General features: G+C 72.0%; 27 protein-coding genes and 2 pseudogenes. 18 read left to right on the top strand and 11 right to left on the bottom strand.

Annotated features, from left to right (window positions below):
• Positions 1-2: 2 nt before the first annotated feature.
• The 3 genes from PV419_RS12135 to PV419_RS12125 all read left to right on the top strand — a co-directional run bounded on the left by PV419_RS12135 (position 3) and on the right by PV419_RS12125 (position 2,326).
• Positions 3-1,226 carry an alpha/beta hydrolase gene (locus PV419_RS12135; protein WP_319687980.1) on the top strand — a complete coding sequence of 408 codons (1,224 nt, stop codon included), beginning with the start codon at positions 3-5 and terminating at the stop codon, positions 1,224-1,226.
• Between the two features lie 222 nt (positions 1,227-1,448).
• The gene (gene tsaE / locus PV419_RS12130) at positions 1,449-1,961 is read left to right on the top strand and encodes a tRNA (adenosine(37)-N6)-threonylcarbamoyltransferase complex ATPase subunit type 1 TsaE (protein WP_319687979.1); all 513 of its coding nucleotides are present in this window, start codon (positions 1,449-1,451) and stop codon (positions 1,959-1,961) included.
• Positions 1,962-2,131: 170 nt separating this feature from the next.
• On the top strand, positions 2,132-2,326 hold the full coding sequence (locus PV419_RS12125) for a hypothetical protein (RefSeq protein ID WP_319687978.1): 195 nt from the start codon (positions 2,132-2,134) through the stop codon (positions 2,324-2,326).
• A gap of 113 nt (positions 2,327-2,439) precedes the next feature.
• On the opposite strand, the gene PV419_RS12120 is transcribed toward PV419_RS12125, so the two are convergent.
• Positions 2,440-3,009, bottom strand: a complete 570-nt coding sequence (locus tag PV419_RS12120; protein ID WP_319687977.1) for a hypothetical protein — start codon at positions 3,007-3,009, stop codon at positions 2,440-2,442.
• 237 nt (positions 3,010-3,246) lie between these two features.
• Here PV419_RS12120 and tsaB point away from each other — a divergent pair, with 237 nt between their 5' ends.
• The 5 genes from tsaB to PV419_RS12095 are packed head-to-tail and all read left to right on the top strand — an operon-like array spanning position 3,247 to position 6,463.
• Positions 3,247-3,915 (top strand): tRNA (adenosine(37)-N6)-threonylcarbamoyltransferase complex dimerization subunit type 1 TsaB, encoded by a 669-nt coding sequence (tsaB, locus tag PV419_RS12115; protein ID WP_319687976.1) that lies wholly within the window; start codon positions 3,247-3,249, stop codon positions 3,913-3,915.
• Between the two features lie 35 nt (positions 3,916-3,950).
• Entirely contained in the window at positions 3,951-4,493 is a 543-nt protein-coding gene (rimI, locus tag PV419_RS12110; RefSeq protein ID WP_319688179.1) for a ribosomal protein S18-alanine N-acetyltransferase, read from the top strand.
• Positions 4,486-5,604, top strand: coding sequence for a tRNA (adenosine(37)-N6)-threonylcarbamoyltransferase complex transferase subunit TsaD (tsaD, locus tag PV419_RS12105; RefSeq protein ID WP_319687975.1), 1,119 nt, complete (start codon positions 4,486-4,488; stop codon positions 5,602-5,604). Before rimI ends, tsaD begins: the two co-directional genes overlap by 8 nt.
• Positions 5,601-5,861 (top strand): hypothetical protein, encoded by a 261-nt coding sequence (locus PV419_RS12100; protein WP_319687974.1) that lies wholly within the window; start codon positions 5,601-5,603, stop codon positions 5,859-5,861. The genes tsaD and PV419_RS12100 overlap by 4 nt, the downstream gene beginning before the upstream one ends.
• 5 nt (positions 5,862-5,866) lie before the next feature.
• Entirely contained in the window at positions 5,867-6,463 is a 597-nt protein-coding gene (locus PV419_RS12095; RefSeq protein ID WP_319687973.1) for a hypothetical protein, read from the top strand.
• Here the strand turns inward: PV419_RS12095 and PV419_RS12090 are convergent.
• The 4 genes and pseudogenes from PV419_RS12090 to PV419_RS12075 form a co-directional block, all read right to left on the bottom strand.
• Positions 6,453-8,107: pseudogene (locus tag PV419_RS12090) on the bottom strand (IS200/IS605 family accessory protein TnpB-related protein). The gene PV419_RS12095 and the pseudogene PV419_RS12090 overlap by 11 nt on opposite strands.
• A gap of 180 nt (positions 8,108-8,287) precedes the next feature.
• The gene (locus tag PV419_RS12085) at positions 8,288-8,632 is read right to left on the bottom strand and encodes a hypothetical protein (protein ID WP_319687972.1); all 345 of its coding nucleotides are present in this window, start codon (positions 8,630-8,632) and stop codon (positions 8,288-8,290) included.
• 70 nt (positions 8,633-8,702) lie between these two features.
• Positions 8,703-9,578 carry an arylamine N-acetyltransferase family protein gene (locus PV419_RS12080; RefSeq protein ID WP_319687971.1) on the bottom strand — a complete coding sequence of 292 codons (876 nt, stop codon included), beginning with the start codon at positions 9,576-9,578 and terminating at the stop codon, positions 8,703-8,705.
• 78 nt (positions 9,579-9,656) lie between these two features.
• Positions 9,657-10,232: a TetR/AcrR family transcriptional regulator C-terminal domain-containing protein gene (locus tag PV419_RS12075; RefSeq protein ID WP_415925289.1), complete on the bottom strand. Its 576-nt coding sequence runs from the start codon at positions 10,230-10,232 to the stop codon at positions 9,657-9,659.
• On the opposite strand from PV419_RS12075, the pseudogene PV419_RS12070 reads away from it, so the two are divergent.
• Positions 10,179-11,722, top strand: a pseudogene (locus tag PV419_RS12070) (MFS transporter). The gene PV419_RS12075 and the pseudogene PV419_RS12070 sit on opposite strands and share 54 nt — an antisense overlap.
• Here the strand turns inward: PV419_RS12070 and PV419_RS12065 are convergent.
• Positions 11,673-11,888 (bottom strand): DUF397 domain-containing protein, encoded by a 216-nt coding sequence (locus tag PV419_RS12065; RefSeq protein ID WP_319687970.1) that lies wholly within the window; start codon positions 11,886-11,888, stop codon positions 11,673-11,675. The pseudogene PV419_RS12070 and the gene PV419_RS12065 sit on opposite strands and share 50 nt — an antisense overlap.
• An 18-nt stretch (positions 11,889-11,906) precedes the next feature.
• Positions 11,907-12,761: a Scr1 family TA system antitoxin-like transcriptional regulator gene (locus tag PV419_RS12060; RefSeq protein WP_319687969.1), complete on the bottom strand. Its 855-nt coding sequence runs from the start codon at positions 12,759-12,761 to the stop codon at positions 11,907-11,909.
• 164 nt (positions 12,762-12,925) lie between these two features.
• On the opposite strand from PV419_RS12060, the gene PV419_RS12055 reads away from it, so the two are divergent.
• Complete coding sequence (locus tag PV419_RS12055; RefSeq protein WP_319687968.1) at positions 12,926-13,426, top strand: ATP-binding protein; 501 nt, start codon at positions 12,926-12,928, stop codon at positions 13,424-13,426.
• A gap of 95 nt (positions 13,427-13,521) precedes the next feature.
• Here PV419_RS12055 and PV419_RS12050 read toward each other — a convergent pair whose 3' ends face one another.
• Entirely contained in the window at positions 13,522-14,709 is a 1,188-nt protein-coding gene (locus PV419_RS12050; RefSeq protein WP_319687967.1) for a THUMP-like domain-containing protein, read from the bottom strand.
• Positions 14,710-14,817: 108 nt separating this feature from the next.
• Here PV419_RS12050 and PV419_RS12045 point away from each other — a divergent pair, with 108 nt between their 5' ends.
• The 3 genes from PV419_RS12045 (at position 14,818) to groL (ending at position 17,968) form a co-directional block, all read left to right on the top strand.
• Positions 14,818-15,726 carry a polysaccharide deacetylase family protein gene (locus PV419_RS12045; protein ID WP_415925295.1) on the top strand — a complete coding sequence of 303 codons (909 nt, stop codon included), beginning with the start codon at positions 14,818-14,820 and terminating at the stop codon, positions 15,724-15,726.
• A gap of 218 nt (positions 15,727-15,944) precedes the next feature.
• Entirely contained in the window at positions 15,945-16,253 is a 309-nt protein-coding gene (gene groES / locus PV419_RS12040; RefSeq protein WP_014178834.1) for a co-chaperone GroES, read from the top strand.
• A gap of 92 nt (positions 16,254-16,345) precedes the next feature.
• Positions 16,346-17,968, top strand: coding sequence for a chaperonin GroEL (groL, locus tag PV419_RS12035; protein WP_319687965.1), 1,623 nt, complete (start codon positions 16,346-16,348; stop codon positions 17,966-17,968).
• Positions 17,969-18,066: 98 nt separating this feature from the next.
• On the opposite strand, the gene PV419_RS12030 is transcribed toward groL, so the two are convergent.
• Positions 18,067-18,864 (bottom strand): SDR family oxidoreductase, encoded by a 798-nt coding sequence (locus tag PV419_RS12030; RefSeq protein WP_319687964.1) that lies wholly within the window; start codon positions 18,862-18,864, stop codon positions 18,067-18,069.
• 48 nt (positions 18,865-18,912) lie between these two features.
• Positions 18,913-19,629: an MOSC domain-containing protein gene (locus PV419_RS12025; protein WP_319687963.1), complete on the bottom strand. Its 717-nt coding sequence runs from the start codon at positions 19,627-19,629 to the stop codon at positions 18,913-18,915.
• A 112-nt stretch (positions 19,630-19,741) separates the two neighbouring features.
• Between PV419_RS12025 and PV419_RS12020 the strand changes: the two genes are divergently transcribed.
• Entirely contained in the window at positions 19,742-20,707 is a 966-nt protein-coding gene (locus tag PV419_RS12020) for a LysR family transcriptional regulator (RefSeq protein ID WP_319687962.1), read from the top strand.
• A 68-nt stretch (positions 20,708-20,775) separates the two neighbouring features.
• On the opposite strand, the gene PV419_RS12015 is transcribed toward PV419_RS12020, so the two are convergent.
• Entirely contained in the window at positions 20,776-21,096 is a 321-nt protein-coding gene (locus PV419_RS12015) for a WhiB family transcriptional regulator (protein ID WP_014178839.1), read from the bottom strand.
• A gap of 398 nt (positions 21,097-21,494) precedes the next feature.
• Between PV419_RS12015 and PV419_RS12010 the strand changes: the two genes are divergently transcribed.
• The 4 genes from PV419_RS12010 (at position 21,495) to PV419_RS11995 (ending at position 25,892) form a co-directional block, all read left to right on the top strand.
• Entirely contained in the window at positions 21,495-22,106 is a 612-nt protein-coding gene (locus tag PV419_RS12010; RefSeq protein WP_003948568.1) for a response regulator transcription factor, read from the top strand.
• A 311-nt stretch (positions 22,107-22,417) separates the two neighbouring features.
• On the top strand, positions 22,418-23,029 hold the full coding sequence (locus PV419_RS12005; protein WP_319687961.1) for a sigma-70 family RNA polymerase sigma factor: 612 nt from the start codon (positions 22,418-22,420) through the stop codon (positions 23,027-23,029).
• Between the two features lie 173 nt (positions 23,030-23,202).
• On the top strand, positions 23,203-24,705 hold the full coding sequence (guaB, locus tag PV419_RS12000) for an IMP dehydrogenase (RefSeq protein WP_319687960.1): 1,503 nt from the start codon (positions 23,203-23,205) through the stop codon (positions 24,703-24,705).
• 59 nt (positions 24,706-24,764) lie between these two features.
• A complete protein-coding gene (locus PV419_RS11995) occupies positions 24,765-25,892 on the top strand; it encodes a GuaB3 family IMP dehydrogenase-related protein (RefSeq protein WP_319687959.1) in 1,128 nt (375 codons plus the stop codon).
• The last annotated feature ends 51 nt before the right edge of the window (positions 25,893-25,943 follow it).

Raw genomic sequence — 25,943 nt, 5'->3', positions numbered from 1 at the left:
CCATGGAAGGCGACAGCACGGCAGAGACGGCGGCCCGGGTGGCGGCGGGGGCGACGGCCGTGGGGTGGCGCCGCGGCGCGGGGTTCGCGGGCGTCGCGATCGGTGTTGTCGCGGCCGGGGCGGCTATGGGCGTCGGGCTCGAGCGGCTGACGGTGGGCCGCGGCGTGCGGCGCAAGGCGCGGCTCGAGCTGGACGCCGCGGGCCCGTTCGGCACGCTGCGCGGCACGGTCGGCACGGCGGTCGCCGACGACGGCACCGAGCTGCACTACGAGGTCGAGGAGATACAGCCGCAGGCGCCGGCGCGCCGCAAGCGGTTGTTCGGACGGCGCACCCCCGCCCCGGTCACGGTGATTTTCAGCCATGGCTACTGCCTGGCCCAGGACTCCTGGCACTTCCAGCGGGCGGTGCTGCGCGGAGCGGTCCGCGCCGTCTACTGGGACCAGCGCTGCCACGGCAGGTCAGCGCGGGGCTGCGCCCAGACGGAGGGCACCCAGGTCACCATCGACCAGCTCGGCCGCGATCTGAAGGCCGTGATCGACGCGGCCGCGCCCGAGGGGCCTGTGGTGCTGGTGGGGCACTCCATGGGCGGCATGACGATGATGGCGCTGGCCGCGCAGTACCCGGAGCTGGTGCGCGAGCGGGTGATCGGCGCGGCGTTCGTGGGCACGTCGTCGGGCAAGCTGAGCGAGGTCAGCTTCGGCCTGCCGGTGGTGGGGGTGAACGCGGTGCGGCGGCTGCTGCCGGGCCTGCTGAAGGCGCTGGGCTGGCAGGCGGAGCTGGTCGAGCGGGGGCGGCGGGCCACGGCCGATCTGTTCGCGGGCGTGATCAAGCGCTATTCGTTCGGGTCGAAGGACGTGGACCCGGCGGTCGCGCGGTTCGCGGAGCGGCTGATCGAGGCGACGCCGATCGATGTGGTCGCGGAGTTCTACCCGGCCTTCGTCGAGCACGACAAGGCGGAGGCGCTGCCGGTCTTCGACGGGCTGCCGGTGCTGGTGCTGGCGGGCGACAAGGACCTCATCACCCCGATGGAGCACAGCGAGGCCATCGCGGAGGTGCTGCCCGGCGCGAGTCTGGTGATCGTCGAGGAGGGCGGGCACCTGGTGATGCTGGAGCACCCCGAAGTGGTGAACGGACATCTGATCGACCTGCTGGCGCAGGCGGTCGGCACGGACACCCCGCGGGCCGCGTCCGGCGGGAGCGGCCGGCGGCGCTCGGCGCGCGGGTAGCCGCTCCGGTGCCCTTGGCCCGCGGCGCTTGGCCCGCGGGCGAGATCCGCCCGTAACATCGGCGGATGTGACTCCGCTCCCCTACCTGAAGGAGGGGGCTTCCAACCCGTAGGTTGCGGTCCAGCCCGAACCGATCCCTTGCGAGATGCGCAAAAATTACCACAGGCCAGGGAAGCGATTCCCCCACTGGCTGAAGCCGGTGGTCCCCTCGTCAGGAGACTGATGCACACCCCGTACGCCGCTGCCACGCGGATCACTGTCACCTCCCCCGAGCAGATGCGGGACCTGGGGCGCAGGCTCGCCAAACTGCTGCGCCCCGGCGATCTGGTGCTGCTCACCGGCGAGCTGGGCGCGGGCAAGACGACGCTGACGCGCGGCCTGGGGGAGGGGCTCGGGGTGCGCGGGGCGGTCACCTCGCCGACGTTCGTGATCGCGCGCGTCCACCCGCCGCTGGGCGACGGACCGCCGCTCGTGCACGTCGACGCCTACCGGCTGGGCGGGGGCCTGGACGAGATGGAGGACCTGGACCTCGACGTGTCGCTGCCGGAGTCGGTGACCGCGGTGGAGTGGGGCGAGGGGAAGGTCGAGGGGCTCTCGGAGGACCGGCTGCACGTCGTCATCGAGCGGGCGGTCGGGGAGGACGCCGCGGCCGCGCCCGAGGACGTACGGGGCGTGGTGGTGGCCGGGATCGGGCCGCGCTGGGCGGGTGAGGACCTGGCGTCGCTGGCGGGCTGAGATTCGAGCCGGGCGCGGACAAGGCCGCCGAGGTTCCGACAGGCCGTCGGTAAAATGTTGCGCGAGGGGCATCCTCCGTGGTCACATGGGAAGGAGGGCAGGTTAGGTGTGCCTAAGTTGGCTGCCTGCTGCGACCTCCTCGACCGCCCCAGGACCCTCAGGAGGCATCCATGCCGTCCCAAGAGCCCGCTGCCGAGGCGGGCCGGCGCGATGACCGGACCCCGACGATGAGGGAGCTGCTGGCGGCCTGCGCGGCGGCGAACGCGGTGTCCACGCCGCCGCGCGAGGAGCCGGCCGGGCCCGTGGAGTCCGCGGAGGACTCCGCGCGCGAGGGGGAGGGCGAGCGGCGGCGCGACGCGGCGTAGGCCGTGCGCCGCGCCCTCTGCGGCAGGACGCCGATCAGACGGCCGCGGCGCCGTTCGCCGTGTCGTTCGTGCCGGCCGTGCCGTGGAAGTCGACGGCTACGGGGAGCGACGGGTCAGGCGATGACGACGACCCTCGTGCCGACCTGCGCGAACTCCCACATCGCCGTGGCGTCCGCGCGGCTCTCCCGGATGCCGCCGGTCTTCTTCGCCGCGCTCGGGTCGGGGGCCGAGCCGTCGACCGCCGCGCTGAAGCCGAACACGACTCCGTCTTCCGAGTCGAAGACGACGACGTGTTCGACCTGTACCCCGTCCGAGCCGATCGTGCTCGGCACCCGGGAGGTGACCTCGTACGTCCCCGGGCTCGGGCTCGCCGAGCTGGGGGAGACCTCGAAGGTGCGGGTCGGCTGCTCGTTGGCGCCCACCAGCCACACCCGCCGGTCCTCCAGCGCGTACACCACGCGCAGCCCGGTGCCGGAGTCGCCCGGCAGGGCGGTGGACTTTTTCCCGCCGTCCTTGTCCTTGCCCTTGGGCTTGGACTTGGAGTCGCCCGCCCGCTCGTCCTGCCGGGAGTGGGCCGGGCGTTCCGGGGCGGTGGCCGAGGCCTGGTAGGCGAGGAAGCCCACGCCACCGAGCGCGGCGGCGGTGAGCGCTGCCACGACGGTCCCGGTGCTGCTCCTTGGCACGGCTTGCCACCCTCTCTTCACATCCGGTTCTCCCTGTCGCCGCGGGCCGGGCCGCGAGCGCCGCGGCGGCCGTGAGGACAGGGGGCAAGCCGACCGTAGCACCGGCGCGCGGGTGCGTACGGTCGTGCGCGCCCTGGCTCGCGCTCCGTCCGCGCTCCGTCCGCGCTCCGGTCGCGCGCTCTCGCCCGCGTTCCCGCTCCGGCACGGTCCTCCGTGCGGGCGCCGTAGGCTGTCCTCGTGCTGTTGCTCGCGCTTGACACCGCTACCCCCGCCGTCACCGTCGCCCTGCACGACGGCACCGCCGTCCTCGCCGAGTCGCGTCAGACTGACGCGCGGCGCCACGGCGAACTGCTGCTGCCCGCCGTCGACCGGGTGCTGGCCGAGGCGGGTGCCGCGCTCGGCGAGGTGACCGATCTGGTGGTGGGCGTCGGGCCCGGGCCGTACACCGGGCTGCGGGTGGGTCTGGTGACGGCGGCCACCTTCGGGGCGGCCCTCGACATCCCCGTGCACGGGCTGTGCACGCTCGACGGGATCGCGTACGCCGCCGGGCAGACCGGCCTCACGGGGCCCTTCGTCGTGGCCACGGACGCGCGGCGCAAGGAGGTCTACTGGGCACGGTACGACGACGCCCGCACCCGCGTGACCGAGCCCGCCGTCGACCGGCCCGCGGACCTCGGCGAGCGGGTCGCCGGGCTGCCGGCCGTCGGCGCGGGCGCCCTGCTCTACCCGGACGCCTTCGGCGACGTACCGGCCGGAATGCCCGAGCACCAGTCGGCGGGGGCGCTGGCGGCGCTGGCCGCCGAGAAGCTCGCGCGCGGCGCGGAGCTGCTGCCCAACCGGCCGCTGTACCTGCGCCGCCCCGACGCCCAGGTGCCCGCCAACTACAAGGTGGTCACGCCCCGGTGACCCCCGCGACACCCCAGGCCCCGGTGGTGCGCGAGATGCGCTGGTGGGACATCGAGCGCGTGCTCCGTCTCGAAGTGGACCTCTTCCCCGACGACGCCTGGTCGCCCGGCATGTTCTGGTCCGAGCTCGCCCATGCGCGCGGCTTCGCCGCCACCCGCCACTACGTGATCGCGGAGACGGGCGGCCGGCTGGTCGGCTACGCCGGGCTCGCCGCCGTCGACGGCACCGGGGACGTGCAGACCATCGCCGCCGCCCGCGACCACTGGGGCACCGGGCTCGGCGCCCGGCTGCTGACGAACCTCATCACGGCCGCCACCGCCTTCGAATGCCACGAGGTGCTGTTGGAAGTGCGCGTCGACAATCCGCGCGCCCAGCGCCTCTACGAGCGCTTCGGTTTCGAGCCCCTCGGGATCCGCAAGGGCTACTACCAGCCCGGGAACGTCGACGCGCTGGTGATGCGACTGACCAACCAGGCGCCCCCGACGGCCCCGACGCCTCCCACGCCCGCCGGGCCCCCGGCTTCCGTAGCGCCGTCCTCCGTACCAGGCCCCGTACAAGGAACGAAGACCCATGGCTGACGAACCGCTCGTGCTCGGCATCGAGACCTCCTGCGACGAGACCGGCGTCGGCATCGTCCGCGGCCACACCCTCCTCGCCGACGCCATCGCCTCCAGCGTCGACGAGCACGCCCGCTTCGGCGGCGTGGTCCCCGAGGTCGCCAGCCGGGCGCATCTGGAGGCGATGGTCCCCACCATCCAGCGCGCCCTGAAGGACGCCGGAGTCGCCCCTTCCGACCTGGACGGCATCGCGGTCACCGCCGGGCCCGGGCTCGCGGGCGCGCTGCTGGTCGGCGTCTCGGCCGCCAAGGCGTACGCGTACGCCCTGGGCAAGCCGCTCTACGGCGTCAACCACCTGGCCTCGCACATCTGCGTGGACCAGCTGGAACACGGCCCGCTGCCCGAGCCGACGATGGCCCTGCTGGTGAGCGGCGGCCACTCCTCGCTGCTCCTCGCGCCCGACATCACCTCCGACGTCCGCCCGCTCGGCTCGACGATCGACGACGCGGCGGGCGAGGCGTTCGACAAGATCGCCCGCGTGCTGAACCTCGGCTTCCCGGGCGGCCCGGTCATCGACCGCATCGCGCGCGAGGGCGACCCTGACGCGATCGCCTTCCCGCGCGGGCTGACCGGCCCGCGCGACGCCGCGTACGACTTCTCCTTCTCCGGCCTCAAGACCGCCGTGGCCCGCTGGATCGAGGCCAAGCGGGCGGCGGGCGAGGACGTGCCGGTCGCCGATGTCTCGGCCTCCTTCCAGGAGGCCGTGGTCGACGTGCTGACCCGCAAGGCCGTACGCGCCTGCCGGGACGAGGGCGTCGACCATTTGATGATCGGCGGCGGCGTGGCCGCCAACTCCCGGCTGCGCGCCATGGCCGAGCGCCGCTGCGAGGACGCGGGCATCACGCTGCGCGTGCCCAGGCCCAAGCTGTGTACGGACAACGGCGCGATGGTCGCGGCGCTCGGCGCGGAGATGGTGGCGCGTGGGCGGGCCGCCTCGTCCTGGGACCTGTCGGCGGACTCCTCGCTGCCGGTGACCGACCCGCACGTCCCGGCCCCCGCCGACCACGAGCACGTACACCACCACGATCACGATCACGTGCACGAGCTGAGCCGGAAGAACCTCTACGCATGACCGTCGCCCTGATGTGGGAGGCGCGGGCCGTCGACGGCGGCGGCGAGCGGCTGCTGGCCTGGGCCCGCCGCCAGGAGCTCGACCCCGCGCCGCTGCGCCGCGAGACCTTCCGGGCCCCGGCGGACCGCGTGCTGGTCATCACCTGGTGGGACGCCCCGTACGACGCCGACCTGCCGGGACTTCCCGAGCCAGGGGAGGACTTGGTGCGCCGGGCCGTACACCGCTGGCGGTTCGAGTCGGTCGCGACCGAGGCGTGAGCCGAGTGCCTGACTCCAGCCCTCCGCCCCCGCCCGGCCCCGCCCCGGACAGACCGTCCCGGCCCGACCGTGCCGCCCACCTCGCCGAGCGGGCGGAGGCGCTGCGGGAGCTGGTCCCCTCGTATCTGGCACGGCGGCGGGCGCTGCTGCTGTGGCTGGCGGCGGGGCTGATCGCGGTGGGGTGGGCGGCGATCTGGGTGGGGTGCCGCTATGTGGCGATGGGCGATGTGGTCAGCGTCGTCCTGGGCGTCTTCTGTCTGGCCCTGGCAGTGGGGTTGGTGGTGCCCTCGACCCTGGCGGTGGCCTCCGGCGTCCGTGAGGACCTGGAGGCGCGCGAACGGCTGCTCGCCTGGGCCGGGTCGGCGCGGGACCGGGACTCCCTGGCCCGGTGGCACTCGCCGGGCCGCGCTCTCTTCTGGCTGCTGCCGTCCCTCGTGCTGTGCTGCTTCGGCTCGGCCTCGGCGGCCATGGCGGCCGTGGACGGCTCCGCCCGGGCCCTGGGGTTCGCCCTCCTCGCCGGGGGGACGGGAGCGCTGGGGATGGCCAAGGCGGTCGGCTACTACCGCCTGGTCAGCCGCGAACTCACCGTTTCTAAAGACTGAGCGGGAGTGAGTCCTGTTGCCAGGGCTCATGCTCAGCCGAACGCCCCGAACGGTGTTGGGCGTTCTGGTCCACCGCGTTCGCTCCACGTCCGGCGCGCACGGATCGTGTCCGTGGTCCGGGGATGCGGGGGCGGCCCGCGGCCGGAGGCCGCTGATGGACAGAGCCTCACGCCCCGGGGTGCCCGGTCCGGCCTGGACGGTCCGATGCCCGCATCCATCGCTCTGGTGGGTGCGGGGCGGTGTCGTCCGTCGCCGGATCGGGTGCCCCAGGGCGCGCCTGCCGATCGCCACGGCGGCAGCGTCGTGGCGAGTGGTCTTCCTGGTCTTGGTGGTGAGGGGCTTTTGCCAGTGCTGGGTGCCCCATTTGCTGGTGTAGGCCGGGTCGACGGCGACAAGGGTGATGCCGAGTTCCGCCGCCATCGACGCCAGCCGGGCCCGCAGCTTGGAGGTGGGCATGCCGGAGATGAGGTGGCGGAAGCGTTTGCGGCGGCCGTGCTTCTCGCGGGTGGTCTCCGCTTGGAAGTCGAGGTCTTCGAGTGCGATCGCCAGACCGTGGCGCTCGGCCCAGTGCAGCAGGCGGATCAGGGCGTGCCTGACCTGCGCGTCGCGGTGCTGGGCGGTGCCGGACAGGTCGTAGAAGAAGCGTCGGGGATTGCCGGTGGGGTTGCCGTGTTCGTCGAGGCGCCAGGCGGCCAGGTGATCGGCGTTGGTGTCGAAGCCGATCAGACCGTTCGCGCGGGCGGATGCCAGGGGGACGGTCTGGACCGGGGCGATCGTCCAGGACGCGGTCACATACCAGCGGCCCCGGGCTGTGTCTTTGTGGATGCGGTAGGCCACGGCTCGGTTCGCTGCCACGCGGTCGCCCCACTGCTGGCCCCGGTGTGCGAACGACACCTTCGCCGCCAGCACGTACCGGCCGTGCGGGGCGTTCGCCAGATGCGCCAGCGGCGCGGGCAGCTTGATGGAGACCTCGCCGCCGGGTGTGACGCGGATGGTCTCATTGCCGAACCGTTTGCCGGACTCGCCGTCCGCGGCGAGGAACCGGCGCCCGGCCTGCCACCGCGTGCGCCACTGCTCCTCGGTGAGCTGCGCCTGCTCCAGGTTGTGCCGGGTGTTCAGCAGCCGTTTCCCGCCGCGCACCACGCGCACGACCCCGCCCTCACGGTCCGCCCGCACTGTCTGAAGCCGGTCTTCGAGCACACACAGACGGCGCCTTTTCGCGTGCCACTCCCGCGTGCTGCGGTAGCCGCCCGGTGCCCGCTTGGTGCCTTTCTCACCCACAGGCACGGACAGCCGGTGGGTGATCGTCTCGATCCCGGCTTCCAGGCTCTGGATGTGCGCGAACTGGCCGCGCCGGGCGAGCGCCCACTGATCATGGGTGGCCTTCGTGATCGAACCGGCCCAGCGGGAGGAGGACTCCTGCGTGAGGGTGCGCTTGCGCTCGGCCCACTGCTTACTGTCATGCTTCAGCCCGGCCGCGCACCGCGCCTTCAGATCACGCGAAGCGAGCGAACCGAGCAGGTCCCCGACCAGGCGCAGCACCGTCTCGTCCCCGGCGGTCATGCCCTTGAGCCGGGTACGGATCGCAACCCCCGAGGGGCCGGGCACCACGAACGGCGCCGCCACCTCTCGCAGTCCACCCACCCCTGTTCGCCCCCACCCGGTGTCGCAGAAATCCGTCACCAGATCCAACGACCATCACCGGCGAAGGTCACGCATTCGATGCAAGAACTCCCGTTCCCTGCCAAAGAGCGTGCCTGCCACCGCCCGGGGACTCACTCATACGCGCCAGAACACGCTCAAGTGCCGTCGAACACCACCTGCTCACAACCCCAGGAGCCCCAGCTCCTGCTGCCCCTCTGGCGACTTCTGTAGCGCCTGGAACCGGTGCAGCAGGTCCAGGTACTGGGGGTCGGCGTCCGCCCCCTGTGCCTTCGTTGCCTCCTCGACGGCGTTCAGCATCTGCCTGATCCGCACCGCGTCCATGCTCACATCGCGCTGTAGCTTCTTGTAGGCAGCGGCAGATGGCCCCTTCCCGTCCTTGTCGACGGACTCGACCAGGAGGTTCAGACGCTTGATCTTCGTCTCGACGTAGCTCTGCATCTCCTCCAGGTCTTTGATCAGGGTTGTCAGATCCTGATCCGATACGGACAGTTTTTCTTTGCCCATGCCCCCTGCCACCCTCTCATCGGCCCATTAGCGGGATGATCGTGCCATGGGCGGGGGCTCGTCCGGAGGGCTACCTCGGCAATTGAACGCCCTCGGGCGGCTCGATGCCGAAGTCGGCCGTGAGCACCGCCAGCACCTTGGCCTCGTCGGCCAGTTCGCGCTGCTTGCGGGTGCCGTCGTGGTACGTCTCGGTGAGCGTGCGTCCGACGAGTGCCAGGTGCCGGTCGGCAGTGCTGCGCTGGGCGAACAGGGTGTGGTGGAAGGGCGAGCGCGGGTTGGTCGCCACATGCCAGTTGATGACCTCGTAGTCGGGGTGCTCGTAGGGCTCGCGGGTGAAGGCGTACTGGTCCTCCCACGCGCCCTCCAGGAAGGCCTGGAGCACCCACAGGTCCTCGAGTCCGGGGTGCGGCTCGCGGACGAAGCGGTGGCGGCGCGGCCCGTCGTGGAACTCGGTGTCCGCGACCAGCGGCACGGCCTCCAGCAGGGCGCCGATGCTGCCGAATCCGACGTCGGCCACGTACGGTCGGGCCTCGCCCGGGACGTGGACGAGCAGCAGCATGTGCGTACGGGGGCGCAGGGCGCCCCGAGCGCCGACGCGCACCCGGGCGGTCAGGCCCGTGACAGTGAAGCCGAAGTCCCTCAGGGCGGCGGTGAGCAGCGTGTTGTGCTCGTAGCAGTAGCCGCCGCGCCGGCCGTGGACCAGCTTGGCCTCCAGGTCGGGGAGGGCCAGGGAAGGCGCCGAGCCGAGCAGGGGGTCGAGGTTCTCGAACGGTATGGACGTCGCGTGCGCGAAGGTCAGCGCGCGCAGGGCCGTTGCGCTCGGGCGGCGCTCGCCCGACCAGCCGATGCGGGAGAGGTAGGCGTCGAGGTCGAGTTGGGGTGCGGGCGGGGTGTCGGGTGCCTCAGGTGCCTCGGTCGCCCTGGTCGCCGTGGTCGTCTCGGTCATGATGATCAACGTAGCGGCGCCCGGCCGGGCGCGCGTCGGGCCGAGGGGCCGACGGGCCTGGTCCGGTGGGCGTAGGGCCTACGGCCGACCTTGGCCCGCGTCTCGGGACGGGCGGCCGAGCAGCCCGTCCACAAGGGCGCGCAGTTCGTCCGCGACGTCGTACGCGTCGGTGATGGCCTGCCAGCGCCCGGCCAGCGCGGACAGCCGCGGCAGCTCGGCCGAGTCCACCTCGGAGAGCATCTCGGGGAAGTGGGGCCGCCGTTCCGGGTCCTCGGAGCGGCGGGCGAGGGCCGCCTGGAAGATGAGCGCGCCCAGGACGTAGTGCCACAGGGTTCGGTAGGCGTGCACGGCCCGGCGCTCGCTCAGCCCGCAGGCCATGGCCGAGTCGACGATCTCCTCGACCATCCACAGCGCGTGCCGGTCGGTGAGTTCGCCGAGGCTGAGGACCTCCACGGCCCACGGCAGATCCCGCAGCGCGTCGTCCATGTGCCGGGCCGCCACATGGACCCGCTCGCACGGCTCCTCGGGGAGCGCGGGGCGGGGGAGCGTTTCGGAGACGCCTGTCAGGACGAGGATCAGCAGCTCGTCCTTGTCGCGGACATGGCGGTAGAGGGCCATCGGCGTGGAGCCGACCTCCTTGGCCAGCCGCCGCATCGACAGGGCCGCCGTGCCCTCCTCCTCGAGGATGCGGCGCGCGGTGCCGACGATCGTCTCCAGCTCCAGACGGCGAGGGCGCCCGCCGCCCCGCCTGCCCTCCGCGCGCGTTCCGCCGGCTTCGCGCCCGACACCTTGCTGTGGGTCGTCAACGCGTACGCGCTTGCCTTCGGCGGGCTGCTGATGCTCGGCGGGCGGCTCGCCGACATCGTCGGCAGGCGGGCGACGCTGCTGGGCGGGCTCGTGCTCTTCGGCGCCGCCGGCCTCGGCGGCGGCCTGGTGGGGTCGCCGGGCGGGCTGATCGCCGCCCGCGCGGTCCAGGGCGTCGGCGTGGCCGCGCTTGCGCCGGTGGCCTTCACGCTGATCACCGTCACCTTCCCGGCGGGGCCCGCGCGGTCCCGGGCGCTGGGGTTGTGGGGCATGGCCGCGGCCGCGGGCGGCGCGGCCGGGGTGCTGGCGGGCGGGCTGCTCACCGGGTGGGCGGGCTGGCGGTCCGTCATGCTGGTCAATGTGCCGATCGTGGTCCTCGCGCTGGCGGCGGCACGGACCGCGGTGGAGCGCGACCAGCGCGAGGGCCCGCGGCCCCGGCTTGATGTCGCCGGTGCGCTGCTGGTCACCGGCGGCATGACGGCGCTGGTGCTCGCGCTGGTACGGACCCAGGCATACGCGTGGGGCTCGGCTACGACGCTGGGCACGCTGGGCGCGGCGCTGGTGCTGCTGGCCGCGTTCGCCGTGGTCGAGCGGCGGGTGGAGCGGCCACTGCTGCGGATCGGGCTGCTGGGGCAGCGGCCGGTGCTGGCCGGGAACCTCTTCGTCCTGCTGCTCTTCTCCGGCCAGTTCGGGCCTTCTACTTCGCCTCGCTGTACATGCAGCAGATCCTCGGATACGGGGCGATCGCGACCGGGGCCGCGTTTCTGCCTTTCTGCGCCGGCAACGTGATCGGGTCGCTGGTCGCCACGCGCGCCGTCGCCCGGCTCGGCGTGCGGTCGCTGCTGGTCGGCGGCGGGCTGCTGGGGGCGGCCGGGCTGGGCTGGTTCGGGCTGGCGATCGGCGTGGACGGGGGCTTCGCGGACTCGGTGCTCGGCCCGTCGCTGGTCGCGACCGTCGGCGTCGGCCTGTGTGTCGTCCCGCTCGGGACGGCGGCCACGACGGGCGTGGCGGCACAGGAGATGGGCATGGCCTCGGGCCTGGTCAACAGCTCGCGGCAGATCGGGGGTTCGCTGGGGCTGGCGGTGCTGGCGACGGTGGCCGCGCACGAGGCGGGCGGTGACGATCCACGGTCCCTCGCGAGCGGCTACGCCACGGCCTTCGGCGTGGCGGGCGCGCTGCTGGCCGTGGCCGCGCTGAGCGCGGCGCTGCTGCTTCCGGGGAGGGCGGGGGGCGCGGCCGCCGCGCCGGCTGCGTCGGGTGCGTCTGGTCTCTCGGGTGGCGGCGGCGAGGTCACGGCGGTGTCACCGGTGAGGACAAAGAGTCGAACTCGCCGGCCTTGATGCCGGCGAGGAGCGATCCGAGCTTCGCGGGGGTGGTGGTCACGACTCTGTCGGGGTCATCGCTCTCGCGGAGCGCTATGTCGTCGCCTATGGAGGCGACCTCGACACAGGCGTCTCCTTCGCCCTGGCCGGAGTAGGAGGACTTCTGCCAGCTGATGGTGCACATTCCCTTTGCCTGTTGCCTTCATCTGAGGCGTTGCACGACGGCGCGCACGAGGTCGCGCGACTCCTCGACGGACAGAGCCACCTCCACGGTGCGGTCCAGGACCCCTCGGTACTTCCGCAGCTGGGACTCCGCGTCCAGGAACATCGAGCCGAGCGCCGAGTCGAACTGCACGGTGTCCAGCTGCGGCACGGGCCCCGAGGCATAGGTGACCGTGGAGCCGGCGACCGGGAATCCGTCCGTGACGAGCGGGATGACGCGTACGGTGACGTTCTCGCGCTCCGACGCCTCCAGCAGCCGCTCCAGCTGCGCCCGCAGGACCCGCGCCCCGCCGAACCGGGTGTGCAGGGCGGCCTCGTGGATGACGAAGCTGCACGGCGGGGGGGTGTCCCGGTCCAGGATGTCCCGGCGCCTCATCCGGTGGGAGAGCCTGCGGCGCAGCTCCGGCGGTGACCACGGGGGCACGGCCTGGCCCATCACCGCCTGCGCGTACTCCTCCGTCTGCAGCAGCCCAGGAACATGAATGAGACCGACGACGCGCAGGCTCGCCGCGTAGTACTCCATTTCGGCCAGGTCGAGTCCGCCGGTGGCGATCAGGCCCCGGTACTCCTCCCACCAACCGCCCTTGCGCTCATGGGTCATGGCGGCGAGCGCGTCGATATACGCGCTGTCCGGGCAGGCGTAGATGGCGGCGAGGGTGCGTACGCGCTCCTCGCTCACCCCGAACCGGGCCAGCTCCAGATTGGTGATGTGGGTCCGGTTGATGCCGAGCCGGTCGGCGGCCTGCTGGATGCTGAGGCCCGCGTCCTCCCGCATCCTGCGCAGCTCGGTGCCCAACCGCTGCTGACGGGCGGTTGGGGCGGTCCTGGGTGGCATGTCCCTCCCATACGTGTCACCCTCGCGGGCTATTTGTCGGGGAAATTCAACGAATCCGTAGCACTTGTTTGCAACCCTGTCCTACGGTAGGTGGCGTCACCGCTACGAAGCGTTGATCATCGTAACGGTACGCGTACCAACGGCCCCGTCGCAGGGAGTTGACATTGGGACCCGACCACGAGCCCGACGACAACCCCGCGGGCAGTTCGCCCTCCTCGGGCCCCGAAGAGCCGTACGTGTACACGCTGCAGAGCACCCGCCGGGCCACCTCCCCCAAGATCTGCCGGGATTTCGTCGCCTGCGTGCTGAACTCCGTGGGCCATGAAGACCTTGTCGAGAATGCGACCGCCTGCACCTCGGAGCTGGCCACCAACGCCTATCTGCACGCCGAGGGCGACTCCCTGATGCTGCGGGTGATGATCGAGCAGCCCCGGCTGCGGGTCAGCGTGTACGACGCGAGCACCGAGCTCCCCGCCGGCGGCCGTCTTCCGGAGGGCGACCGGATGTACGGGCGCGGTCTGGGGGTGGTCGCGGCACTGGCCGACGAGTGGGGGACGGCGGACGGGGACCCGGCGGGGATGTACGCCAAGGGCGTCTGGTTCGAGCTGAAGACGAGAGGCGAAGACGAAGGCAGAGGCGGGGGCCGGAGCGGGGAGCGGGCCTGAGGGGCCCTCAGTGGCTCTGTACGGCCCTGCCGCCCCATGCGTGGCCCCGTGGGGCCCTGTACGCCCCTCAGCGGCCCTGAGCCCGGGCCGTGGCCCTAAGCCTGGGCCGGGTGTCCCAGGAGCATCGTCGGGGCGCCGCTCACCCGGGTGAGGAACACCGTGCAGGAATTCACCCCTTCGAGGCGGAGCTTCTTCCGCAGCTCCTCCGGCTCGACGGCCGACCCCCGCTTCTTCACCGTCAGGACGCCGACCTTGCGATCGCGCAGCAGCGCCCTGAGCTTCTTGAGGTTGAAGGGCAGCACATCCGTGATCTCGTACGCCGTGGCGTACGGCGTCGGGCGCAGGTCGTCCGCCGTGACATAGGCGATCGTCGGGTCGATGAGGCGGCCGCCGATCCGGGCGGCGACGTCCGCGACCAGGTGCGCGCGGATCACCGCGCCGTCCGGCTCGTACAGCCAGCGGCCGACCGGGCCCGGCTCGGGGTCCGGCAGCAGCCGGGTGCCGAGGAGGGAGCGGCGGTCGGGGAGCAGCGTGGCGCGGCGCATGCCCGGGCGCGCGGTGCCGAACCACAGCAGGGCCTCCTTCACATCGCCGTGGTCCGAGATCCACTCGGCCTCGGCGTCCTCGGGGACCGCGTTGTGCGGGATGCCCGGGGCGACCTTGAGGGCGGCGTGCGGGGCGGTGCGGGCGGCCTGGACGGCCCAGGACAGCGGCGGGGAGTACGCCTCGGGGTCGAAGACGCGGCCCCGGCCGCCGCGCCGGGCGGGGTCCACGAAGATCGCGTCGAACCCGGAGGTGTCGATCTCGGTGACGTCCGCGTGGCGCACCTCGACGAGGTCGGCGAGGCCCAGGGCCGCGACGTTGGCCCGGACCACCGCGCAGGTCAGCGGGTCCCGGTCGACGGCCAGGACGGGGATGCCCGCGCGGGCCAGCGCGACCGCGTCGCCGCCGATGCCGCAGCACAGGTCGGCCACGCGGCGTACGCCGAGGTCGACGAAGCGGTCGGCGCGGTAGGCGGCGACGGAGGCGCGGGTGGCCTGTTCCACGCCGTTCGGCGTGAAGTACATGCGGTGGGCGTCGTCGGCGCCGAACTTCGCGACCGCGCGCTGTCTCAGCCGCGCCTGGGTGAGGGCCGCCGAGACCAGCTCCGGGGGGTGGTCGCGGCGCAGCCGGGTCGCCGTGGCGAGCTCCCGCGCCGGGTCGTAGTCCTGGAGCTCGCGGAGCAGCGTCTGCCCTTCGTCGCGGAGCAGTGAGTCGAAGGCGTCAACGTCCACGTCGCCCATTCTCCTCGCTCCAGCGCGCGCGTTCGCCGCACCCGGCTGAAGATCGCTTGTGTGATGATGATCAAGACTGGCCTTACTGGCCTTACTGGCCTTTCGAGGTGTGTCGTGTTGGTCGCGGCCGCGGCTCTGCTCGCGGGCTGCTCGGACGTTGACGGAGCCGGTGCCGGGACGGCCGGGCGGGTGGACAAGGGCTCGGGCACCGCCGCCGCATCGTCTTCGCCGTCGTTCATGTCGTCCTCCGGGCCCGGGTCTCATACACCGGGGCCGGGGTCGGGCTCCGCGTCCGGTCCGGCGGCCTCCGGCCTGCCCTCGCCCCCTCCCCCGGCTCCGGACGGCTACCGCCGCTGGGGGCTCGACGGGCCGCTGGAGACGGCGCCGCCGCCCTCGGTCAAACCGGCCCTCGTACCGCCGGCGGCGGGCGCGCCCGCCGGGCCGCCGATCATCGACCATGTGCCGACCCGGGACCCGGTCGTCTTCGTGACCGTCGACGACGGCGCCGAGAAGGACCCGGCCTTTCTTCAGGAGGCCCAGGACCTGGGGCTGCCGTTCACCGGCTTCCTGACGGACGACGTGGTGGCCGGCGGCTACGGCTACTTCGAGCAGCTGCGCCGGCTCGGCAACGGGATGCAGAACCACACGCTCACCCATCCGAGGCTGCCCGATCTGGAGTACGAGCAACAGGTCCACGAGATCTGCGGCCAGCAGGAGATCCTCACCCGCCAGTTCGGCACCCGGCCGTACCTCCTGCGCCCGCCGTACGGGGCGCTCGACGACGACACCGTGCGCGCGGCGGCGGCCTGCGGGGTGCGGGCGCTCGTGATGTGGTCGGCCGAGATGAAGGCCGGCGGGCTGGAGTACGCGTCCGGCGACCGGCTGCACCCCGGCGACATCGTGCTGGCCCACTTCCGTGGCCCCGCCCAGCAGGAGGGGCGGACGATGACCGATGTGATGACCTCGCTGCTGCGGGAGATCCAGGCGCAGGGCTTCGCCGTGGCGCGGCTCGAGGACTACCTCTGAGGGGCGCCGGGACTACCTCTGAGGGGCGCCGCGGCACCCCGTCGCTTGGCACTCTGGTTGACTGAGTGCTAACCGCGTCATAATGTCGTGGCTGGCACTCGGCATCGAGGAGTGCCAAACACAGCGACGGGCAGGTCCGGCACCCGCGACGACGGATCCACCTGGTCGCCACCTCAGACAGTTAACCCCGTGAGATCTCCGAAGGGGGAGGTCGGATCGTGACGACCGCCAGCTCCAAGGTTGCCATCAAGCCGCTCGAGGACCGCATTGTGGTCCAGCCGCTCGACGCCGAGCAGACCACGGCTTCTGGCCTGGTTATTCCGGACACCGCCAAGGAGAAGCCCCAGGAGGGCGTCGTCCTGGCCGTGGGCCCGGGCCGCTTCGAGGACGGCAACCGTCTCCCGCTCGACGTCTCCGTAGGCGACGTCGTGCTCTACAGCAAGTACGGCGGTACCGAGGTGAAGTACAACGGCGAGGAGTACCTCGTCCTCTCGGCTCGCGACGTCCTCGCGATCATCGAGAAGTAAGTCACCGAAGTTTTGCCTGTGAGCCGCGCCCCGGTGCCCCTGTCCAATACCGGGGCCGGGGCGCGGTTCGTTCGAGAGGACACACGCAACCCATGGCGAAGATCCTGAAGTTTGACGAGGACGCCCGTCGCGCCCTCGAGCGCGGCGTCAACAAGCTCGCCGACACCGTCAAGGTGACGATCGGCCCCAAGGGCCGCAACGTCGTCATCGACAAGAAGTTCGGCGCCCCGACCATCACCAACGACGGTGTCACCATCGCCCGTGAGGTCGAGGTCGAGGACCCGTACGAGAACCTGGGCGCCCAGCTCGTCAAGGAGGTGGCGACCAAGACCAACGACATCGCGGGTGACGGCACCACCACCGCCACCGTGCTGGCCCAGGCGCTGGTCCGCGAGGGCCTGCGGAACGTGGCCGCCGGCGCCTCCCCGGCCGCCCTGAAGAAGGGCATCGACGCGGCCGTCAAGGCCGTCTCCGACGAGCTGCTGGCCACCGCCCGCCCGATCGACTCCAAGACCGACATCGCCGCCGTGGCCGCGCTGTCCGCCCAGGACAAGCAGGTCGGCGAGCTCATCGCCGAGGCGATGGACAAGGTCGGCAAGGACGGTGTGATCACCGTCGAGGAGTCCAACACCTTCGGCCTGGAGCTCGACTTCACCGAGGGCATGGCCTTCGACAAGGGCTACCTGTCTCCGTACATGGTCACCGACCAGGAGCGTATGGAGGCCGTCCTCGAGGACCCGTACATCCTGATCCACCAGGGCAAGATCTCCTCGATCCAGGACCTGCTGCCGCTGCTGGAGAAGATCATCCAGGGTGGCAACAAGCCGCTGCTGATCATCGCCGAGGACGTGGAGGGCGAGGCCCTGTCCACCCTCGTCGTCAACAAGATCCGCGGCACCTTCAACGCCGTCGCGGTGAAGGCCCCCGGCTTCGGCGACCGCCGCAAGGCGATGCTCGGCGACATGGCCGCGCTCACCGGCGCCACCGTGGTCGCCGAGGAGGTCGGCCTCAAGCTCGACCAGGTCGGCCTGGACGTGCTGGGCACCGCCCGCCGCGTGACCGTCACCAAGGACGACACCACCCTCGTCGACGGCGGCGGCAACACCGACGACGTGGCCGGCCGGATCAACCAGATCAAGGCCGAGATCGAGGCCACGGACTCCGACTGGGACCGCGAGAAGCTGCAGGAGCGGCTCGCCAAGCTGGCCGGCGGCGTGTGCGTGATCCGGGTCGGCGCCGCCACCGAGGTGGAGCTGAAGGAGAAGAAGCACCGTCTGGAGGACGCCATCTCCGCGACCCGCGCCGCGGTCGAGGAGGGCATCGTCTCCGGTGGTGGCTCCGCGCTCGTCCACGCCGTCAAGGTGCTCGAGGGCAACCTCGACAAGGACGGCGACGAGGCCACCGGTGTCGCGGTCGTCCGCCGCGCCGCGGTCGAGCCGCTGCGCTGGATCGCCGAGAACGCGGGCCTGGAGGGCTATGTCATCACCTCCAAGGTGGCCGAGCTCGAGAAGGGCCACGGCTACAACGCGGCGACCGACGAGTACGGCGACCTGGTGAAGGCCGGCGTCATCGACCCGGTCAAGGTCACCCGCTCCGCCCTGGAGAACGCGGCGTCCATCGCCTCCCTGCTGCTCACCACCGAGACGCTGGTGGTCGAGAAGCCGGCCGAGGAGGAGTCGGAGGCCGCGGGCCACGGCCACGGTCACGCGCACTGACGCGCCCACCGCGCACTCCCTCAAGGCGCGGTCACCCCTCGCGGGTGACCGCGCCTCACGCGTTCCGGGCCCGTTCCGGGCCTGGGTGCGGCCTGGGGTCAGCGTCCCTTGGGCTGTCCCTTGGCCCGCCCCTTGGGGGGCCGTCCCACGTTCGACGAGACGACCGAGACCGCCGCCCGCGGCGCCAGCTTCGCCAGGCCCGTCATGGCCTTGTACCGCGGATCGGGGATCGACAGCGCCTTGCCCCGCGCGAAGTCCTTGAGCGCCGCCGTCACCAGCCGGTCCGCGTCCAGCCACATCCAGCTCGGCACGCTGTCCGGCTTGATCCCGGCCCGGGCGTGGAACTCGGTCCGTACGAACCCGGGGCACAGCGCCATCAGCCGCACCCCCGAGCTCGCCAGGTCCTTCGCCGCGCCCTGCGTGAACTGCACGACCCAGGCCTTGCTGGCCCCGTACGTGCCGCGCGGGAAGAACGCCGCGATCGAGGCGACGTTGATCACCCCGCCGCGTCCCCGGGCCCGCATGGTCTCGGCCGCCGCCGTGGTGAGCCGCAGGACGGCCTCGCAGTGCACCTTCATCATCCGCAGCTCATCGGCCAGGGACACCTCGAGATAGCGGCCCTTGTTGCCGAAGCCCGCGTTGTTGACGAGCAGATCGATCGGGTGCTTGCGGTCGCCGAGGCGCGCCTCGACCGCCGCGATGCCGTCGTCCTCGGACAGGTCGGCCCGCAGCACGTCCGCCTCCACCCCGTGGCGGTCGTGGAGGTCGGCGGCCTGTTCGCGCAGCCGCTTCTCGTCCCGCGCCACCAGCACCAGGTTGTGGCCGTCCGCGGCGAGCCGGCTCGCGAAGGCGGCGCCGATGCCCGCCGTGGTTCCCGTAATCAACGCAGTCGTCATACGCGCACGTTAGCGGCCACGGCGGGTGTCGGAGCGCACTCGTCCGGATCAGTTCTTCGAGGTGATGGAGAGAGTTTCGGCGGAGGAGAGCGCCGATTCCCGCAGTTCGGGGTGGAGCGCGTCGCCCGCCGCGAGGAGCCGCGGCAGCAGGGCGCGTTGGGTGGTGGCGGCGCGGAAGAGGAAGCCGACGGTCACCTCGTGGTCGGGACGGTGCACGATCTCGACCGGGTCCCCGGCGCGTATCCCGCCCGGTTCGAGGACCCGCAGATACGCGCCGGGCACGGCGGCCTGGGTGAACCGCTTCACCCAGCGCTCCACGCCCAGCCAGGCCGCGAAGGTCCGGCACGGGATACGCGCGGAGGCCACTTCGAGCAGCAGGTCGGGGCCGATCCGCCAGCGCTCGCCGATCCGGGCACCGGTCACGTCGATCCCTTGGGTGGTGAGGTTCTCGCCGAAGGCACCGTTCGGCAGCTCGCGGCCCAGCTCGCGCTCCCAGGTGTCGAGGTCCTCGCGCGCGTAGGCGTACACCGCCTGGTCGTTCCCGCCGTGGTGGCGGGTGTCGCTGACCGTGTCGCCGATGAGCCCGCTCGCGGCCTCGCCCTTGGGGCCCGGGGCGACCACCCGCACCAGCCCGTCGGCGGGGCGCTTGTCGATGCCGGTGCCGCCGGAGGGGGCGTCGGTGTACTCGACCGGCTTGAAGCGGCCGAGGTTCACGGTGAGCACGGTCGGCGGGTGCGAGGGCCCGGCCTGGGAGATACGGGTCATGGCGGCACGCTATGGGACCGCCGGGGCGCGGTTCAAAGGTTTGAACGTTCCAACGGCCAAAGCGCAGCCGTGATTTTCCAGGTCGTATCCAAGGGTCGCTTATGCTCGAAGCATGATCGAGACTCGTCATCTGAGGGTGCTGCGCGCCGTGGCCGCCACGGGATCCTTCTCCGCGGCCGCCCGTGAGCTGGGCTGCACCCAGCCTGCCGTCAGCCAGCAGATGAAGGCCCTCGAACAGTCCACGGGCACGCCGCTGCTGATCCGTACGGGCCGGGAGATGCGGCTGACACAGGCCGGCGAGGCGCTGGTCCGGCACGCGGCGGGGATCCTGGCCGGGCTGACCGCCGCCGAGGAGGAGGTCGCCGCGATCGCCGGCCTGCGGGCCGGCCGGGTGCGGCTGGCGTCCTTCCCCAGCGGCAGCTCGACGCTCGTGCCGACCGCGCTCGCCGCGATGCGCGCGGCCTACCCGGGGACCCGGGTCTCGCTGGTGGAGGCCGAGCCGCCGCGCTCGGTGGAGATGCTGCGCGCGGGCGACTGCGAGATCGCCGTGGCCTTCCGCTATCCGGAGGTCGAGCCTGCGGTGGCGGACGCGGCGGGGCCGGCCGCCGCGGCCGAGGGCCCGTGGGGCAAGGACGACCTGGTCGTACGGCCGCTGCTGAGCGACCGGCTGGTGGGCGTGGTGCCTGAGGGGCACCGGCTGGCGGGGGCCCGGGCGGTGGGCATCGGGGAGCTGGCCGAGGAGCCGTGGATCGCGGGGTGCCCGCGCTGCCGCAGGCATCTGGTGGAGGTGTGCGAGGCGGCGGGCTTCACGCCCCGGATCGACTTCGCGACGGACGACTATCCGGCGGTGATCGGGCTGGTGGCGGCCGGGCTCGGGGTGGCGGTGCTGCCGGAGCTGGCGCTGGAGTCCGTACGGGCCAAGGGGACCGCGAGGGTGGAGGTGGAGCCGGCCGTGCGGCGGGAGGTCGTCGCGCTCACCCTGCCGGACCTTGCGCGGGTCCCGGCGGTGGCGGCGACGCTGGAGCGGCTGGAGTCGGCGGCACGGGAGTCCGCGGCGCGAGCCGAACCGCGGCCGTGACGGGTGGCTGAACGGCTCACGGTCGGTGCCGAGACGTTTCTTCAGAAATGCGGTGATCGCGGGCGCGATCAGGCGCCGGGAGCCCCGGCGCCTGAAGTGGCGACGGCCCGGTGGCGTGCCCGCCCCATGAGCTCCTCGCGCTCGTCCTCGGTCAGTCCGCCCCACACGCCGTACGGCTCACGAACCGCCAGCGCGTGCGCCGCGCACTCCGCGCGTACAGGGCATCGCATGCACACCTCTTTGGCTGACATCTCGCGTGCGCTGCGGGCAGCGCCGCGCTCGCCTTCCGGGTGGAAGAAGAGCGAGCTGTCGACCCCGCGACACGCGGCCAGGAGCTGCCAGTCCCACAGGTCGGCGTTCGGACCGGGAAGACGGGAGAAATCTGCCATTGCCTTATCTCCTCGAAGCGATCTGGTGCGGACGCTGCGTCCTGGGTCGTACACCTACTGTGTAAGTAGATGTAAATATGACTCATTGCGAATCTAGCCACAGAGACCGGCAAATTGGAAGCAAGGTCGCCAAATGCCATCGAAGAGGGCAGAAGTCGGGGTGGGCTGCGGCGGGGCGCGGCGGCCGCGATGAAGCGGCTCTGTGTCCGTTCCCTCACGTAGAGTGTCGAAGGTGGCCGTCGGACCCCGTAACTCTTTCGGGTGACCGTCGTTGAGAGTGCGGAGGCGGTTGATGGGTAAAGCTCTCGGACGGATGTCTGAGGCTGTCAATCGCACAGGTGACGATATGTACCAGCCTGGAGGCTCAAGGTGACGCGCATCAGCTGCGGAGGGCGGTCATGACATCCGTCCTCGTCTGCGACGACTCCCCGCTTGCCCGAGAGGCGCTGCGCCGTGCGGTGGCGACCGTGCCCGGCGTCGAGCGTGTGACGACGGCGGCCAACGGCGAGGAAGTCCTCCGCCGCTGGGGGGCCGACCGTTCGGATCTGATTCTGATGGACGTGCGGATGCCCGGCCTCGGTGGTGTCGAGACCGTGCGGCGGCTGCTCTCGGCCGACCCCGGCGCCCGGATCATCATGCTCACGGTCGCCGAGGACCTGGATGGCGTCGCGCTGGCCGTGGCCGCCGGCGCCCGCGGCTATCTGCACAAGGACGCCTCGCGCGCCGAGCTGCGCGCCACCGTGACCCAGGCGCTGGCCGACCCGACCTGGCGGCTGGCGCCGCGCCGGCTGCGCTCCGCCGAGATGGGCGCGGCGCCCACGCTCACCGCCCGTGAGATCCAGGTCCTGGAGGGCATGAGCCACGGCCGGTCCAATGCGGAGATCGGACGAGAGCTGTTCCTGTCCGAGGACACCGTCAAGACGCACGCCCGGCGGCTGTTCAAGAAACTCGGAGCCTCGGACCGGGCACACGCGGTGGCGCTCGGCTTCCGCTGGGGTCTGGTCCGATAGACCTCGCTCCCCTGGCGAGCGCCCCGGCGGGGCACCTCCCAGCGGTGGCTGGGAGGAGAACCGAGCCCCCGGAAGAGGGAGGGCCGGCCCCCGCCCGTCGGGTGGCGGGCGGGGCGAAGGGCAGCGGCTTATGTTGGTTCGCCGGGCGATGCCGCATCCTTGAAGGTGTGGAGTTCCTCGGGGACAAGTCGGTCGGGCGTGAGGGGAGAGCGCAGGACGTGACGACAGCCGGCGCACCTGCTCATAACGCTTCAGCGCACAACTACGGACGTGGTGCCACGGAAGCCGCGGCGCCAAGGCACCATGGACTGATGCGCGACGACGAGACCCAGGGGTCCCCGAAGGCCGGCGGCCCCGGGACCCAAGGGGCCATCGGCGCCCTTGTCCGGCGCGCCGCAGAGGGGGACGAGCGGGCCACCCACGATCTGCTCGCCCATGTGCATCCGCTCGCCCTGCGCTATTGCCGCACGCGGCTGTCCAGGCTGCCGGGCAATGCCCGCCACTTCGTGGACGACCTGGCGCAGGAGGTCTGCCTCGCGGTGTTGTGTGCGCTGCCGCGCTACCGCGACACCGGCCGGCCCTTCGAGGCGTTCGTCGTGGCCATCGCCGCGCACAAGGTCGCCGATCTGCAGCGCGCGGCCATGCGCCATCCGGGCAGCACGGCCGTGCCCTCGGACGAGATGCCGGAGCAGCCGGACGACTCGCTCGGCCCCGAGGAGCAGGCGCTGCTCAGCAGCGACGCCGAATGGGCCAAGAAGCTGCTGGCGAACCTTCCGGAGCACCAGCGCGAGCTGGTGCTGCTGCGGGTCGCGGTGGGGCTGACGGCGGAGGAGACCGGGCAGATGCTCGGGATGTCGCCGGGTGCGGTGCGGGTGGCCCAGCACCGGGCCCTGAGCAGGCTGCGGGCGCTCGCCGAGCAGTAGTTTCGGCAGGCGGTGCCGCGGGCGGATCCCCGGCGGGTCCGCGAGCGGTTTCGCCAGGCGAATTCGCAGGTCGTTTCGGCAGGCCCCGGGGTTTTCCACAGGGAGGAATGGGGCGCTTGTCGCGCCCGTTAGCATGGGAGTCCGCGCTGGGGCAAGACCATTGGAAGGGTGTCATGACTGTCAACGTCGACGGAGTGCCTGAGAAATTCGCGATGCTCGGGCTGACGTACGACGATGTGCTGCTGCTGCCGGGCGCCTCCGAGGTGCTGCCGAACGCGGTCGACACCTCGTCCAGGGTCTCGCGAAACGTCCGGGTCAACGTGCCGTTGCTGTCCGCCGCCATGGACAAGGTCACCGAGTCCCGGATGGCCATCGCCATGGCCCGGCAGGGCGGCGCCGGTGTGCTGCACCGCAATCTGTCGATCGAGGACCAGGCCAACCAGGTCGACCTGGTCAAGCGGTCCGAGTCCGGCATGGTGACCGACCCGATCACGGTCCGGCCGGACGCGACGCTGGCCGAGGCGGACGCCCTGTGCGGAAAGTTCCGGATCAGCGGCGTGCCGGTGACGGACGCGGCGGGCAAGCTGCTCGGCATCGTCACCAACCGTGACATGGCCTTCGAGACGGACCGGGGCCGCCAGGTCCGCGAGGTCATGACGCCGATGCCGCTGGTCACCGGCAAGGTCGGGATCTCCGGCGAGGACGCGATGCAGCTGCTGCGCCGCCACAAGATCGAGAAGCTGCCGCTGGTCGACGACGCGGGCGTGCTCAAGGGTCTGATCACCGTCAAGGACTTCGTGAAGGCCGAGAAGTATCCGCACGCGGCCAAGGACGCCGACGGGCGGCTGGTCGTCGGCGCGGCGGTCGGCGTCGGGGACGAGTCGTACGACCGGGCGCAGGCCCTGGTCGAGGCCGGGGTGGACTTCCTCGTGGTCGACAGCGCGCACGGCCACAGCCGGGGCATCCTCGACATGATCGCCAAGCTGAAGTCCAACATCAGGGTCGATGTGGTGGGCGGCAATGTCGCCACCCGGGACGGCGCCCAGGCGCTGATCGACGCCGGGGTGGACGGGGTCAAGGTCGGCGTCGGGCCGGGCTCGATCTGCACCACCCGGGTGGTCGCGGGCATCGGCGTGCCGCAGGTGACGGCGATCTACGAGGCCGCGCGGGCATGTCATGCGGCCGGGGTGCCGCTGATCGGCGACGGTGGCCTGCAGTACTCGGGCGATATCGCGAAGGCGATCGCGGCGGGCGCGGACACGGTCATGCTGGGCAGCCTGCTGGCCGGGTGTGAGGAGTCGCCGGGCGAGATGGTCTTCATCAACGGCAAGCAGTTCAAGTCCTACCGGGGCATGGGTTCGCTGGGCGCGATGCAGTCGCGCGGCCAGGCCCGCTCGTACTCCAAGGACCGCTACTTCCAGGACAACGTGCTCTCCGAGGACAAGCTGGTGCCCGAGGGCATCGAGGGCCAGGTCCCCTACCGGGGCCCGCTCGCCTCGGTCGCGCACCAGCTCGTGGGCGGTCTGCGGGCGTCGATGGGGTATGTCGGCTCGGCAAATGTGGCGGAGCTCAAGGAGAAGGGCCGCTTCGTGCGGATCACGGCGGCCGGGCTCAAGGAGAGCCACCCGCACGACATCCAGATGACGAGCGAGGCACCCAACTACTCCTCTCGTTAGCGCGTACGAAGAGGGCAGGGATACTGGGACGGCAGACCTGAAGAGCGAAAGGCACCCACGTGACTGAGATCGAGATCGGGCGCGGCAAGCGCGGCCGCAGGGCGTACGCGTTCGACGACATCGCCGTTGTGCCGAGTCGTCGTACCCGGGACCCGAAGGAGGTCTCGATCGCCTGGCAGATCGACGCTTACCGCTTCGAGCTGCCGTTCCTCGCCGCCCCGATGGACTCGGTGGTCTCGCCGAAGACCGCGATCCGCATCGGCGAGCTGGGGGGTCTCGGGGTGCTCAACCTCGAGGGCCTGTGGACCCGGTACGAGGACCCGGAGCCGCTGCTCGCGGAGATCGCCGAGCTGGACGAGCACAGCGCGAGCCGGCGCATGCAGGAGATCTACGCCGCGCCGATCAAGGAAGAGCTGATCGGACAGCGCCTGAAGGAGGTGCGCGACGCGGGCGTGGTCACGGCCGCCGCGCTCTCCCCGCAGCGCACCGCGCAGTTCTCCAAGGCCGTCGTGGACGCCGGGGTCGACATCTTCGTGATCCGTGGCACCACGGTCTCGGCCGAGCATGTCTCCGGCGCCGCCGAGCCGCTGAACCTGAAGCAGTTCATCTATGAGCTGGACGTCCCGGTCATCGTGGGCGGCTGTGCGACCTACACCGCCGCGCTGCATCTGATGCGGACGGGCGCGGCCGGTGTGCTGGTCGGGTTCGGCGGCGGCGCCGCGCACACCACGCGCAATGTGCTGGGCATCCAGGTGCCGATGGCGACGGCCGTCGCCGACGTCGCCGCCGCCCGGCGGGACTACATGGACGAGTCCGGCGGCCGGTATGTGCATGTGATCGCCGATGGCGGCGTCGGCTGGAGCGGCGACCTGCCCAAGGCCATCGCCTGCGGTGCGGACGCGGTGATGATGGGCTCGCCGCTGGCGCGGGCCATGGACGCGCCGGGCCGGGGTCACCACTGGGGCATGGAGGCCGTGCACGACGAGGTGCCGCGCGGCAAGCGGATGAACCTGGGCACCGTGGGCACCACGGAGGAGATCCTGCTGGGCCCCTCCCACACCCCCGACGGCTCGATGAACTTCTTCGGCGCGCTGCGCCGGGCGATGGCCACGACGGGCTACTCGGAGCTGAAGGAGTTCCAGCGGGTCGAGGTGACGGTCGCTCCCTCGCAGCACGACAAGCGCTGAGCGCGCGGCACAAACGGGTTGGGCCCCGACCGCATCGCGGTCGGGGCCCAA

Source organism: Streptomyces sp. ME19-01-6, from assembly GCF_033793745.1.
Lineage (GTDB): Bacteria > Actinomycetota > Actinomycetes > Streptomycetales > Streptomycetaceae > Streptomyces.
Note: the sequence above shows the minus strand (reverse complement) of the source record. Positions and strands in the feature narration are given on the sequence as shown.

Coding starts and splice junctions, on each gene's coding strand:
- rimI (WP_319688179.1), top strand. CDS start 3,951: ATGCGCTGGTGGGACATCGAGCGCGTGCTCCGTCTCGAAGTGGACCTC.
- PV419_RS12065 (WP_319687970.1), bottom strand. CDS start 11,888: ATGTGCACCATCAGCTGGCAGAAGTCCTCCTACTCCGGCCAGGGCGAA.
- guaB (WP_319687960.1), top strand. CDS start 23,203: ATGACTGTCAACGTCGACGGAGTGCCTGAGAAATTCGCGATGCTCGGG.
- PV419_RS12020 (WP_319687962.1), top strand. CDS start 19,742: ATGATCGAGACTCGTCATCTGAGGGTGCTGCGCGCCGTGGCCGCCACG.
- PV419_RS12080 (WP_319687971.1), bottom strand. CDS start 9,578: ATGACCGAGACGACCACGGCGACCAGGGCGACCGAGGCACCTGAGGCA.
- PV419_RS12100 (WP_319687974.1), top strand. CDS start 5,601: ATGACCGTCGCCCTGATGTGGGAGGCGCGGGCCGTCGACGGCGGCGGC.
- PV419_RS12050 (WP_319687967.1), bottom strand. CDS start 14,709: ATGGGCGACGTGGACGTTGACGCCTTCGACTCACTGCTCCGCGACGAA.
- PV419_RS12085 (WP_319687972.1), bottom strand. CDS start 8,632: ATGGGCAAAGAAAAACTGTCCGTATCGGATCAGGATCTGACAACCCTG.
- PV419_RS12005 (WP_319687961.1), top strand. CDS start 22,418: ATGCGCGACGACGAGACCCAGGGGTCCCCGAAGGCCGGCGGCCCCGGG.
- tsaD (WP_319687975.1), top strand. CDS start 4,486: ATGGCTGACGAACCGCTCGTGCTCGGCATCGAGACCTCCTGCGACGAG.
- PV419_RS12125 (WP_319687978.1), top strand. CDS start 2,132: ATGCCGTCCCAAGAGCCCGCTGCCGAGGCGGGCCGGCGCGATGACCGG.
- PV419_RS12030 (WP_319687964.1), bottom strand. CDS start 18,864: ATGACGACTGCGTTGATTACGGGAACCACGGCGGGCATCGGCGCCGCC.
- PV419_RS12025 (WP_319687963.1), bottom strand. CDS start 19,629: ATGACCCGTATCTCCCAGGCCGGGCCCTCGCACCCGCCGACCGTGCTC.
- PV419_RS12010 (WP_003948568.1), top strand. CDS start 21,495: ATGACATCCGTCCTCGTCTGCGACGACTCCCCGCTTGCCCGAGAGGCG.
- PV419_RS12015 (WP_014178839.1), bottom strand. CDS start 21,096: ATGGCAGATTTCTCCCGTCTTCCCGGTCCGAACGCCGACCTGTGGGAC.
- PV419_RS12060 (WP_319687969.1), bottom strand. CDS start 12,761: ATGCCACCCAGGACCGCCCCAACCGCCCGTCAGCAGCGGTTGGGCACC.
- PV419_RS12135 (WP_319687980.1), top strand. CDS start 3: ATGGAAGGCGACAGCACGGCAGAGACGGCGGCCCGGGTGGCGGCGGGG.
- PV419_RS12075 (WP_415925289.1), bottom strand. CDS start 10,232: ATGCGGCGGCTGGCCAAGGAGGTCGGCTCCACGCCGATGGCCCTCTAC.
- tsaE (WP_319687979.1), top strand. CDS start 1,449: ATGCACACCCCGTACGCCGCTGCCACGCGGATCACTGTCACCTCCCCC.
- groL (WP_319687965.1), top strand. CDS start 16,346: ATGGCGAAGATCCTGAAGTTTGACGAGGACGCCCGTCGCGCCCTCGAG.